General features: G+C 47.7%; 12 protein-coding genes and 5 tRNA genes. 4 read left to right on the top strand and 13 right to left on the bottom strand.

All coding sequences use genetic code 11. The annotated features are described in order from the left end of the window. Positions 1–19 precede the first annotated feature (19 nt). The 7 genes from secE to ACWHYD_RS02625 all read right to left on the bottom strand — a co-directional run bounded on the left by secE (position 20) and on the right by ACWHYD_RS02625 (position 2224). Positions 20–178 carry a preprotein translocase subunit SecE gene (gene secE, locus ACWHYD_RS02655; RefSeq protein ID WP_342346657.1) on the bottom strand — a complete coding sequence of 53 codons (159 nt, stop codon included), beginning with the start codon at positions 176–178 and terminating at the stop codon, positions 20–22. A 113-nt stretch (positions 179–291) separates the two neighbouring features. Next, positions 292–367 (bottom strand) — tRNA-Trp (locus ACWHYD_RS02650). 35 nt (positions 368–402) lie between these two features. Next, on the bottom strand, positions 403–552 hold the full coding sequence (gene rpmG, locus ACWHYD_RS02645) for a 50S ribosomal protein L33 (RefSeq protein ID WP_447964386.1): 150 nt from the start codon (positions 550–552) through the stop codon (positions 403–405). 18 nt (positions 553–570) lie between these two features. Further along, the gene (gene tuf, locus ACWHYD_RS02640) at positions 571–1776 is read right to left on the bottom strand and encodes an elongation factor Tu (protein WP_447964385.1); all 1206 of its coding nucleotides are present in this window, start codon (positions 1774–1776) and stop codon (positions 571–573) included. A gap of 52 nt (positions 1777–1828) precedes the next feature. Further along, positions 1829–1904: transfer RNA gene (locus ACWHYD_RS02635), tRNA-Thr, on the bottom strand. Positions 1905–1973: 69 nt separating this feature from the next. Next, positions 1974–2048 (bottom strand) — tRNA-Gly (locus ACWHYD_RS02630). 91 nt (positions 2049–2139) lie between these two features. Beyond that, positions 2140–2224 (bottom strand) — tRNA-Tyr (locus tag ACWHYD_RS02625). Positions 2225–2536: 312 nt separating this feature from the next. Between ACWHYD_RS02625 and ACWHYD_RS02620 the strand changes: the two genes are divergently transcribed. Beyond that, positions 2537–3082 carry a DUF192 domain-containing protein gene (locus ACWHYD_RS02620; RefSeq protein WP_447964384.1) on the top strand — a complete coding sequence of 182 codons (546 nt, stop codon included), beginning with the start codon at positions 2537–2539 and terminating at the stop codon, positions 3080–3082. Between the two features lie 17 nt (positions 3083–3099). Here ACWHYD_RS02620 and ACWHYD_RS02615 read toward each other — a convergent pair whose 3' ends face one another. Both ACWHYD_RS02615 and ACWHYD_RS02610 read right to left on the bottom strand, forming a co-directional pair. Beyond that, positions 3100–5274: a RelA/SpoT family protein gene (locus tag ACWHYD_RS02615; RefSeq protein WP_447964383.1), complete on the bottom strand. Its 2175-nt coding sequence runs from the start codon at positions 5272–5274 to the stop codon at positions 3100–3102. A 331-nt stretch (positions 5275–5605) separates the two neighbouring features. After that, positions 5606–5809: a ubiquitin-like protein Pup gene (locus ACWHYD_RS02610; RefSeq protein WP_447964382.1), complete on the bottom strand. Its 204-nt coding sequence runs from the start codon at positions 5807–5809 to the stop codon at positions 5606–5608. A gap of 137 nt (positions 5810–5946) precedes the next feature. On the opposite strand from ACWHYD_RS02610, the gene ACWHYD_RS02605 reads away from it, so the two are divergent. The 3 genes from ACWHYD_RS02605 to ACWHYD_RS02595 all read left to right on the top strand — a co-directional run bounded on the left by ACWHYD_RS02605 (position 5947) and on the right by ACWHYD_RS02595 (position 8099). After that, positions 5947–6021, top strand: a tRNA-Val gene (locus tag ACWHYD_RS02605). A gap of 179 nt (positions 6022–6200) precedes the next feature. After that, on the top strand, positions 6201–7382 hold the full coding sequence (locus ACWHYD_RS02600; RefSeq protein ID WP_447964381.1) for a tetratricopeptide repeat protein: 1182 nt from the start codon (positions 6201–6203) through the stop codon (positions 7380–7382). 93 nt (positions 7383–7475) lie between these two features. Further along, a complete protein-coding gene (locus tag ACWHYD_RS02595) occupies positions 7476–8099 on the top strand; it encodes a ribonuclease H1 domain-containing protein (RefSeq protein WP_447964380.1) in 624 nt (207 codons plus the stop codon). A gap of 63 nt (positions 8100–8162) precedes the next feature. On the opposite strand, the gene ACWHYD_RS02590 is transcribed toward ACWHYD_RS02595, so the two are convergent. From ACWHYD_RS02590 to ACWHYD_RS02575, 4 genes are all read right to left on the bottom strand, one after another. Beyond that, the gene (locus tag ACWHYD_RS02590; RefSeq protein WP_447964379.1) at positions 8163–9149 is read right to left on the bottom strand and encodes a hypothetical protein; all 987 of its coding nucleotides are present in this window, start codon (positions 9147–9149) and stop codon (positions 8163–8165) included. 3 nt (positions 9150–9152) lie between these two features. Beyond that, positions 9153–9446 carry an integration host factor subunit beta gene (locus ACWHYD_RS02585; RefSeq protein WP_342346599.1) on the bottom strand — a complete coding sequence of 98 codons (294 nt, stop codon included), beginning with the start codon at positions 9444–9446 and terminating at the stop codon, positions 9153–9155. A gap of 100 nt (positions 9447–9546) precedes the next feature. Beyond that, on the bottom strand, positions 9547–10386 hold the full coding sequence (gene sppA / locus ACWHYD_RS02580; protein ID WP_447964378.1) for a signal peptide peptidase SppA: 840 nt from the start codon (positions 10384–10386) through the stop codon (positions 9547–9549). Positions 10387–10488: 102 nt separating this feature from the next. Continuing rightward, complete coding sequence (locus tag ACWHYD_RS02575) at positions 10489–12192, bottom strand: 30S ribosomal protein S1 (RefSeq protein WP_447964377.1); 1704 nt, start codon at positions 12190–12192, stop codon at positions 10489–10491. Positions 12193–12226: the final 34 nt, after the last annotated feature.

Raw genomic sequence — 12226 nt, 5'->3', positions numbered from 1 at the left:
CCCTTCTTTAGATGCTAAACTAAATAACCCGGCTAATTAACCAAACGAGAAATGAATCCACCACAGAGAGGTAAAGAGACATAATAACGCAAAACAACAGAACCACCGTGGTCGATCCAATCGTTTCAGACTTAGTAGGATAAGAAATTTTTTTAAGTTCACCACGCACGTCAGACATAAATTCTGTAATGGAAAACCATACCTTCTTAAACACGACCTACCCCCTCAGTCTTTTTCGAAACCCCGACAATAAACGTCTCTTATTAGGCACATTAAATCCACGGACAATTATGGCAGGGGCACAGGGATTCGAACCCGGACTTTCGGTTTTGGAGACCGACGTGCTAGCCGTTGACACCATGCCCCTCCAACCTGCACGCAACCTAAGACCCATACCAGCAATCACTTCACCTCTTTGTGATGGCTATGCTTTCGACAAAAACGGCAATATTTTTTAACTTCCAACCGATCTGGATCGTTTTTCTTATTTTTCATTGTCGAATAATTTCGACGTTTGCAATCTCCGCACGCTAGAGAAATAATGACTCTCATCGATACACCCCTATGTTCTTACGCGACGATTTCCGTGACCACCCCGGCTCCCACCGTTCGGCCCCCTTCTCGCACTGCAAATCGCACCCCTTGCTCCATGGCAATCGGGGAGATCAATTCCCCCTCAAACGACACATTATCCCCCGGCATCACCATCTCCACCCCCGGGTTTAATTGCACCACCCCCGTGACATCCGTCGTCCGGAAGTAAAACTGCGGACGATACCCATTAAAAAACGGCGTATGCCGCCCGCCCTCATCCTTCGTCAAAATATACACTTCCGCTTTGAATTTCGTATGCGGCGTAATACTCTTCGGCTTGGCTAACACCATACCCCGCTCCACATCCTCTTTCTTCGTACCCCGCAACAGCGCCCCAATATTGTCACCCGCCTGCCCCTCATCCAACACCTTCCGGAACATTTCCACGCCCGTGACAATCGTCGTCTGCGTCGGCCTCAGCCCCACAATCTCAATTTCATCCCCCACCTTGACCACCCCGCGCTCCACCCGGCCCGTCACCACCGTCCCCCGACCGCTAATCGTAAAGACATCTTCAATCGGCATGAGAAACGGCTTGTCAATGGCCCGCTGCGGGGTCGGGATATAGCTATCGACGGCCTCCAATAAGCGCATAATCGACGGGACCCCCACTTCACTCTGATCCCCCTCAATCGCCTTGATCGCGGACCCAATGACCACCGGCACATCATCGCCCGGGAAGCCATACTTCGTGAGCAACTCCCGCACTTCCAATTCCACCAACTCCAACAACTCTTTATCTTCAACCTTGTCCGCTTTATTCAAAAAGACCACAATAAAGGGCACCCCGACCTGCCGCGCCAACAAAATATGCTCCCGCGTTTGCGGCATCGGCCCATCAGCGGCACTCACCACCAAAATCGCGCCGTCCATCTGCGCCGCCCCCGTAATCATATTCTTCACATAATCCGCATGCCCCGGGCAGTCGACGTGCGCATAATGCCGATTATCCGTTTCATATTCCACATGGGAGATGGCAATGGTCAGAATTTTGGTCGGATCCCGTCGCCCCTGGCTCTCACTCGCCTTGGCCACCTCATCATAGGGAATAAATTTGGCCTTCCCCGTATCGCCCATCACCTTCGTCAAGGCCGAGGTCAATGTCGTCTTGCCATGGTCGACATGCCCGATCGTTCCCACATTGACATGCGGCTTCTTCCGCTCAAACTTCGCCTTCGCCATGCCCTACCTCTTCCTTAATGCTATACGCAATAATTTAAAATTTTATCGTTGCTGGAGCCCACGACGCGGATCGAACGCGTGACCTCGTCCTTACCAAGGACGTGCTCTACCAACTGAGCTACATGGGCTCTACACCACTCACTCGAAAAGATCTTCGCCTCAAAAAAGCACACAAATCTAAGCCCACCCAGTAACAATGGAGCGGGCGACGGGATTTGAACCCGCGACAGCCAGCTTGGAAGGCTGGAACTCTACCACTGAGCTACGCCCGCAGCTTGGTTTAATACCTATATATTGCAAAAACATCACTTTCTACAAAAATTTTCCAGGTAACCATTAGATCCCGTCCTTTTCATTCGGTCATGGTGGGCAGGCAAGGGTTCGAACCTTGGAAGCCGATGGCAGCAGATTTACAGTCTGCCCCCGTTGACCGCTTGGGTACCTGCCCTTCGAATGAGTAGGACCGTCTTCTACTTAACCCGCTTTGGAATTACATCATGGAATTTGATGAAGATCTTTTTGAAGTGAAGACAAACAAGGCAGAAATTAGCCCCTGCATGTACAGATCAACAACAAAAACATTCGCGTTTTGTTCTAAAAACAGGAGCGGAACAAATTCACTCTTCTTGTAAACGAATCATTATAATTTCCAAATATGGTCTGGTCAAGACCCTTGTCCTGCATTTTTTCAGACAGGAAAATGCCTTATTTGACAAATCCTTTCTCCCCAAGCCACATTCATGAAATAATGGATTTCCTCATGAAACGCCCTCACCTACCAAGCCAGCAGAGAAAGCGGCTGAAATTTCTAACTTGGATCGTCGTCATTCCTTCTTGCTTATGCATGGGGCTAATCATTGGATCTTACTTAAACGCTTTTGGGGAAATAAATGATCGACAGGCAAAGGGCCTTGCTCACATCGCGACACCCAATGGAGAAATTATTTTTGCCGAGGTGGCAGACACGCTGGATAAAAGAGCTCAAGGACTGATGTATCGGACCGCCATGGATGAATATCATGGCATGTTATTTATTTTCCCAGAATTGGGGTATTGGACCTTTTGGATGAAGAACACAAAAATCCCGCTGGATATTTTATGGCTGGACCAGAAGGGAACCATTATTCACATTGAAGCAAACGTCCCAATTTGCACGAGGGTAGATGACCACTGCCCACGCCACTATTCGTACAAACAGTCCTGGCAGGTCCTTGAACTCAATGCCGGAACAGCAGAAAAGTTCCAACTCCAACCAGGAAGCCGACTCACAATTTCCCTGCCTTCCCAGAACCTCAATCCCTCCTAACTGCGCCTACCATTCACTTACCACCCTCTCACCCGCTTGGCAGAAAGAATGCCGTCAACCCGTTGGATCTCCTGTAGTATAAGTTCAAGGTGTGCAGTATTTTTAACTTCAATGACAAAATCTAACACGGCTTTTCTATCCTCCCTGGTAGAAATCTCTGCCCTGGTAATGTTGGCTTGACACTGAGAAATTCCAGCGGAAACCTTAGCCAATACTCCCGTTCGATCCAGGGTTAAAACTGACACTTCGACTGAATGGGTGCCATCAAGCTCCGAATCCCACTCAACCTCCACCAATCGATTGTGATCCCATTCTAATGACTGAAAGTTCGGACAATCGATCGCATGAATAGTCAATCCCCTCCCACGAGTAATGTATCCACGAATCGGCTCACCGGGAACAGGCTTACAACACTTGGAAAGTTGCATCAAGACGTCTTTGGTTCCCCCAAACTTTACAGTTCCCTCCCGAAGGAGACCTGGCATTTTTTGCTGAGGGAAGAGAGGGACACCTTTCGTGGAAGGCGAAGGCCCTTGTTCAGCCCCTTCGTAAAAATGACTGACAATTTGATCCGGGGACAACCGGCCAAATCCAACCTGCCGAATTAATTCGTCCACCGTTTCACTGCCCTTTGCCTTAGCCATTGACGAGAGGCGTTCCGATTTTAACGATTGCGCGACGGGAAGATTGTGTCGCCGAAATTCTTGTTCCAACAAACGTCGACCAAGTTCCAGTGCCCGCTTTTGCTCTTCAACCTTAAACCAATGCTTGATTTTGGTTTTAGCCCGTGAAGTTCGGACAAATTTCAGCCACCCGCGATGAGGCACCTGCGACGGGGAAGTCAGAATTTCTACCATATCCCCACTGCTTAACTGATAACGAAGGGGAACTAATTTCCCATTAATTTTTGCCCCGACACAATGATCTCCGATTTCCGTATGAATCGCATACGCAAAGTCTAAAGGGGTGGCCCCGACAGGAATCTCCCGCACTTCCCCTGTTGGTGTAAACACAAACACCACGTCATGGAATAAATCCAACTTAACCGAATCCATAAACTGACGGTTATCGGCAAGGTCCTTATGCCATTCCACAAACTGTCTAAGCCAACTGAACACCTGTTCGTCCCGTCCTCCAACTTTCCCTGGTTCCTTATACAGCCAATGGGCTGCTACACCGTATTCATTAATTCGATGCATATCCGCCGTCCGAATTTGGAATTCCACATACTCACCTTGTGGGCCTACCACCGTCGTATGCAACGATTGATACAAGTTTGAACGTGGAGTCGCGACGTAGTCTTTAAAGCGACCAGGGACGGGAGGCCAAATGGAATGCAGCAAGCCCAATATGGCGTAACAATTCATTTTGGTATCCGTCACAATGCGAACCGCCGTCAAATCAAAAATTTCATCAAAAGATACCGACCGGCGCTCCATTTTCTGATAAATGCTGAAGAGATGCTTGGGTCGCCCATCAATCTGTCCCGGCAGTCCGACGCTCAAGAGTGCCTGCTGAGCCAGGTGAATCAGGGATTGAATATATTCCTGTCGCTCCTCATCTTTTTTGGCCAAACGTAACTTCAAATGAGACCAGGCATCCGGTTCCAAATACTGGAAACACAGATCCTCTAGCTGCTGTTTAATCCAACTCATACCAAGTCGATTGGCTAAAGGCGCATAAATTTCCATGGTTTCTTGCGCAATTTTTTTTCGTTTCTCGTCCGATAAGGCTTCAAGGGTCTGCATATTATGCAGTCGGTCCGCTAATTTGATAAACACCACTCGAATATCATCGGCCATAGAGAGAACCATTTTACGGAAATTTTCCGCTTGCTTCTCTTCATCAGTTTTAAAAGGAATTTGCCCGATTTTTGTCACACCCTCGACTAAACGAGCCACGTCACTTCCAAATTCTTTTTCTAACTCGGCTCTGGTCGCTACGGTATCTTCGAGAGTGTCATGTAATAGCCCAGCAACAATCGCGGGAACGTCCAATTTTAGAAAAGTTAAAATCCCAGCGACTGCTAACGGATGCTGAACATAGGGTTCACCGGTTTGTCGAGTCTGACCATCATGCGCTTTCGCAGAATAGTCATAAGCTCGTCTGATAAAGTTGGTATCAGCCTCAGGATAATAGGCTTTTACCTGATCCATAAGCTGTTCAATATCCGTCAAGTGCGTCGCGCCCATTTTTTTCAGTCCTTCATCAAAGTGTCTCACGGCATTGTCAATGAAGCATAACAAAAAAGAGAGAAAAATGCTGTTTTTTCATTCCAGATGCGGCGATCCGCCCTCGGCGGAATAAAAGAAAGAGGTGCAATTGCCCTCCCTTAAGAGATACATCATCCAAGAGCGGATTCATCGCACCGAACCAGCAATAATAATATGCGAGTAGTTGAGAGGCCTGAGAGCCTCACCTGGAAATGACGATAAAAGAAACAGGGAACAGCAATGGCTCTAGAATGTCTGGCGAGTAGAAGAGGGCAGGTAATGATTTTAGAAGTCAACGAATCTTACGCATCTATTCCCCACCTTTTTGTACATAGTTTTTGACAAATTCAGCTGCATTCTCTTCTAACACTTTATCAATTTCATCAACCAGCTCATCCATTTCTTCTTTTAAGCGCTGGCCGGTTTCCGCAACACTCGGATCTGCTCGAACATCCTCTGATTCTTTTGGAGAGCTCGGTTTTCGAGATTCATTTTTCCGCTCTTGCTTGTCCATGGTGCACCTCCTTGGTCAAGTCTATGAAACTCCTCTCTTCAGCCTACTCCACACTTTCTCCAACCGTCAAGAAAAGCAATGCCGCCCCCTCGGAATTCGTTGCTCCCTTCCTAGCATTGTGATAAATTGCCTCCCGCGGGCGATTAGCTCAGTGGAAGAGCGCTTCCTTCACACGGAAGAGGCCACTGGTTCGATCCCAGTATCGCCCACCATGGTATTGCAACTTTTCTGAATCAATTCCTTTTCGGCATAGTTGTGAGTCGCGCCATCGCAAGTAGGATGGAGACCTTCTTTATTCTGCATTTGTCACTCACAATTAAATTCGGACTCTAGCACCCAAGTCACCCTTCCCTTCAACCAATCGACCATCCACCCCCAAGAGACGGTGATAATGGTAAAATCGATCAACCATCACAATCGACTCCGCAAAAAGCCGGCAATTTCCTTCAAAGCGATTGCGCTTTTTTGCTTACTCCCACATTGCGCCAGCACCCCACCTCCCTCGAACCTTCCGCCTTCGGAAAGCGACCTCAATCTCTTAGGAAAGGCCACTTTGTGCCAAACCAAAGCAGAGGCTCAAAGGACTTGGCTGCAACCAGGGATGCAGGGATCTCCATGGGGCGGAGGCAAGGAAATCTTTCGTGAAACTGCATCACCCAACAAACAAGCACAATGGTTCATGTTCAATGAAGACCAGACCCTTGTGGGGGTCATCACCGTATTCCCGCTTGGCCTTTCCTTAGAAGATTATCCGACACTCCGTCATACTCTGGCGCAATTACCCCCGGCTCGTGAATTCTTTTTTCATTCTTCCCAACTCTTAAAAGAGCAAACACCCGATTCTGGCACTCTACACCGGACGGGAGAAGCCACGACCACCCATCAATATTTCATGCGACACACCAATGGGAAACAGGACCAACTGGTCATGGCAGTTTTCGTTCTTGATCCCTATGAAACGCTTTTAGATGGCAGTCATTCAAAATTTCTCTCCTATATTAAAGATCCGGATTCCTCGGAGAAAGAACCCCCAAACCCAAGTGGACAATCAGAATCGGAAAAGGAATTTTTAGGACTTCAGCAATTTGCCAGAGGGGAGATCGCCCTATTTGCGTCGTGCGGCAACAAGCAGCCAGAAATAGCCTTGGACGCTTATCAAAAAGCTATTCAATATGGATTATCTGATCCGAAACAGTTGGCGGAAGCCCACCATCGTCTTGGGTTGGCCTTACGAAGCATGGGTAGACTTACAGAAGCCACAACTACATTAGAGCAGGCCCTGACCATCCAGCCATACTCAGCAGTCATCCTAAATAGTTACGGCTCAGTCCTGACGGAACTTGGAAAATTACCCAAGGCTATCGAAACCTATGAAAAGGCTTTGGCCTTGCAGCCAAACTATGCTCAGGCCCGATTCAATTTGGCTGAGGCTTACGAATCCCATAACCCCAAACGCGCCATTCAAGAATATGAAACTTTCTTGATACTGGCGGGGAACAATCCAGAGGAAGCGACAAAAGTTGACTTGGCGAAAAATAGAATAAAAGCACTACAAGGCGGAGTCAGACAGTAGAAAATTAAGAAACAATCGTTATGAGAAATACCCGGTCAACAGTATTCGTAGCAAAAAGATCTACGTTGTGAATGCCCCACACGCTAAGCCTTCATGAAATTCTATGCCGTTCGCCGCGGACGCACAAAAGGAATTTTTGAGAGTTGGGATGCCTGCCGTGCCCAAGTACATCATTTTCCAGGAGCCGAATATAAAGCTTTCCCCACCCGAGCAGAAGCTGAAGCATTTCTTTCTTTTCGTTTAAGCAGTGAACCAATCAAGAACAAGCCAGTTGCAGCAGAAACAACATCGCCTTCGACGATAGAAGTTTGGGTAGATGGATCCTGCTTCCCACAAAAAGATGGCTCTCTTCGACTGGGATGGGGGTTACTGGCCAAAAAAAATGGTGTAGAAATTTATCGGGACAAGGGGAACGACATTCCGCGATCTGCCATGAACCACCGAAATGTCGCTGGTGAAATTCTTGCCATCCTCAAAGCTGTCAAATGGTGTCAATCCCAAGGGATTACAGAAATGACGATCTACTTTGATTACCAAGGATTGGAAAGTTGGGTAACCGGAGCCTGGCGCACCAAACTGCCGTTTACCGAAGCCTACGCTCGGACGGTCATCGAATCAGGCATCTCTATTCATTGGGTCAAAGTGAAGGCTCACTCCGGGAATCCAGAAAATGATCTTGTCGATCAACTTGCGAAAGAAGGGGCTCAGGGGAAGTAAGAAGAGGGCAATTTCCGGATGATTTCCAAGCGTCACAACTAAAACAGGAAGGAACAAAACCAGTTACAGCTTCCCTTCTCCTTTTAAAAATTTCCGGAAGCGGGTCATCAGTTCATCACCCAATAAACCTACATCGGGCTTTTTCTTCATATAATCCCTGATCTCATCCAAACGATGTTCCGCCTGCTCATTCCCCTTTAGTCGTTTAACTTTTTGCATGGCATCACCAAACGCATCAAAGGTCAGTTCCTGATAGCCAAAACTTCGAATCCGCTTGACGGCTTTCATCATCGCTTCATTTCTAAAGGTGGTGAGGTGTTCAGAATCGATAGTATTTAACCCGAGTTTTCTCGCACGGCGTTCCGCAGCTTTTCGAATACCGCTCCGGACAAAATCAGGTGAGGTATGAAGACGCTTCCAGGCCTCATCCGTCCATGCCACCTGAGTGGGCGGAGCCTCCCAAAGACGAATCAAAGTCTCGGTATCAATCTTCACGATCCCTTGCTCACGGGCTAAATCCTCAGCGTCCCGCTTTAACATATCCGTCACAAATTCCATGGCAATCGGAGGTGAATCCTCAATGCGTTTATTCAACAAAGCCAAAGCTTCATCGGTCCATTCCATAGGCACGCTCTTCTCGAGCGGAAAATCACCTAAGGCCTCAACCTTTTCAAATAATTCCACATTCACTTCCATATGGCCACGTTCTTTGGCCACATCTTCAGCAATCCTGCCAATCATGCTTCGCATGAACTCTGGTACCGCCTCAAGTCGCTTCCGCGCCTCTGCGGTCCAGGGGAGTTTGCCTTGAGCCATATCTTCGACAGCCTGAGTCATGCCTGCCCCGCCCCCCATCGAACCCATCATTTGCTGCTTAAATTGGTCTAGAATTTCCGCCGTAATTTCTACATACCCTAATTCTTTGGCCTTTTTTTCTGCCAGACGGCGCACCATGCCTCTCAGGAACAAAGGCGCGCGTTCCAGTCTGGAGGAAGCCTCTTCAGTCCAGGGAATTTCTTGCTCAGTTTCAGATGGCTCGGCAGTAGACATGTTTTAAACAGAAGGTAATTCAGGGTTTAATAATTCTTTGATCTCTTTGCCGGCTTTAAAAAATGGCATGCGCTTTTCTGGGACAGACACCGATTCCCCGGTTTTGGGGTTACGCCCTTCTTTGGTCTGGCGGTGCCTGAGACGAAAACTTCCAAACCCGCGAATTTCTGTTTTTTCTCCACGCTTTAAGGAATCACGGATAGAATCAAAAATGGTATTGACCACTAACTCGGCCTGTCTTCGACTCAATTGGGGAGCCTTTTCCGCCAACTTTTCGATGAGATCCGCTTTTGTCATCCGATCCTCCTTCTCAGAGAGACTCGCTTATCAACACTTGATTCTTGCGAATAAGTATAACTCCTCAATTGATGTACTTGATTCATCTTGCTTGTCCGGATCAGGAAACCCAAAGGTACATCAAAGGGGTGGAAAAATGAGTCGTGGCAAAGGTGCGAACGCTTCCAAGGAATGTGTTTTCAAGTAAATCCCTGAATGAAAACGGCTTGCTCACCTCCACAACCCGTGGCTCCCCCTCAATCCCGCCTAATTCGCCAGCTAACTTAATGGCATCGTGCAGATCGCCAATATCATCAACTAATAAGATGGACTTAGCCTGTTGACCCGTAAAGACTCGCCCATCGGCTAACTGCTCAACTTCCGCCACATCCAGAGACCGCCCCTCGGCCACAGCATCAATAAATTGACGATGGACATCATTCATCACCAACTCCAATACCTTGCGATCTTCATCATTCATGGGCCGAAAAGGAGAGCCAATATCTTTATATTTCCCACTTTTGACTACAAAATTTTTGACGCCGATTTTTTCAAGCAACTCGTGGAAATTCGCCAATTGCATAATGACGCCAATGCTTCCCGTTAAAGTCCCAGGGTTAGCCAGAATGCGATCGGTGGCCACCGCAATGTAATAGCCTCCGGAAGCCGCCACCGTGCCCATGGAGGCGATCACCGTTTTATTCTTTTCTTTTCTTACTCTCTTGACGGCATTGTAAATTTCTTGGGAAGGCGCCACGCCCCCACCAGGACTATCAATTCTCACCACGATCGCTTTGACCAAAGGATCGTCAGCAAATTTCTTCAATTCCTCGACAGTCTGAAACGAATCAAGAATGGGACCCTCAACCCGAACAATGGCCACACCATCCTTACCTGCTAACAATAACTCAGGAATTAGGCTTTTCCCAATACTAAACAGGACAAGGCCTCCGAGAATCATCCACAGAACTCGTTTCCATCGTGGATACCCATTACTCATAGTATTCGGGATTGGCCATCCTGAAGAAGCCCCATATTCATCCAATCATTCTGCCCATGATGCCTATTCGCCCTCATCCCCTTGATCTTTCTTTTGGACAACGCGCCCAAAGCTCTGGTCCACACTACCTTGAGAGCTATTAAACTCTTCAACCTCACTTTGCTCCAGATCCTTCAAATGCTCCCAAAGACTTAACGCAATTTTCCGATCATCACAGTCAACCTTGACGATTTTTGCGGAGACATCCTGACCAACAGCAAACTTTTCCTCGAGTCGCTCCTGCACATCCGGCCCGATCTCACTGATATGAATTAACCCTTCTACCCCGCCATCTAATTCCACGAATACACCAAAGTCAGCGATTTTTGAAACTTTGCCGGAAGTGACTTCCCCAACATGATATTGCTGAGGAATATCAGAGACCCATGGGTCCGAGATCAGCTGCTTATACCCCAAGGATAACCGCTCTTTTTCTTTATCAATTTTCAAAATAATGGCTTTAACCGATTGTCCCTTCTTGAACAGTTCCGAAGGATGTTTGATATGCTTCGTCCACGACATATCAGAAATATGGATCAGGCCATCGACACCCTCGTCCAAACCTACAAAGGCACCAAAGTCGGTCACGCTTTTTACTTTACCCTCAATCTCTGTACCTTCCGGGTACTTGTCCTCAATGATATCCCAAGGGTTAGGAGCCGTTTGCTTCATTCCAAGAGAAATTTTCCGGCTATGTTGGTCAACATGAAGCACTTGAGCCTCAATTGTATCGCCCACGGAGACCACCTTTGAGGGATGGCGAACTTCATGAGTCCAAGACATTTCCGACACATGGACCAAACCTTCAACCCCTGGCTCCAACTCGACGAATGCCCCATAATCGGTCAGGCTCACAACCCTACCATTCACGCGACTTCTTGACGGATACTTTTCTTCAACTTTAGTCCAGGGGTCTGGAGATTTCTGCTTAACACCCAGGGAGATACGACCCGTTTCCCGGTCGTATTTCAATACTAAGACTTCAACACGATCTCCAATGGAGAACATGTCTGAGGGATGCCCCACACGGCCCCAGGAAATATCGGTGATATGCAGCAGACCATCGATGCCACCCAAATCCAAGAAAGCCCCATAATCCGTTATGTTCTTCACGGTCCCTTCAATCAACTGCCCTTCAGACAACGTAGACAAAGTCGATTGTCTTCGTTTGTCACGGGTTTCTTCTAGAAGAGCCCGTCGGGAGACCACCACATTTCCCCGACGATGATTAATCTTAATAATTTTAAAGTTATACGTTTTCCCAACCAGACCATCCAGGTCTCTGACTGGTGTCAAGTCAATTTGCGATCCTGGCAAAAAGGCCTTCACCCCAATATCAACGATCATGCCGCCCTTAATACGCGAAATGACTTTCCCCTGCACTTGCTTTTCATCTTTGTGGGCAACTTCCAAATCCTCCCAAACCTTCATTTTGTCAGCTTTTTCTTTGGAGAGGAGCAAATTACCATCCGCATCTTCGCATTGCTCGATATACACTTGAACCGGGTCATTGACCGCCAACTGTTCCAACTCTTCCGGAGAGAATTGGTCGGCAGGGATCATGCCTTCAGACTTATAGCCAATATCCACCACCACTCGATCTCGCTGGATATCAATGACCCTGCCTTCGGTTATCGTACCTTCTTCAATATTTTTAAACGTTTCATCGTATAATGCGGCAAGGGTTTCGCGATCCATTTTTTCAGGTTGTTGAGTAAGAGTATTCATCCGACTTTTGATACCTCCAGCAGAGTTTGGCGGG

The organism is Nitrospira sp. Ecomares 2.1 (assembly GCF_965152585.1).
The sequence above is the reverse complement of the archived record's forward strand: the minus strand, read 5'-3'. Positions and strand labels throughout refer to the sequence as shown.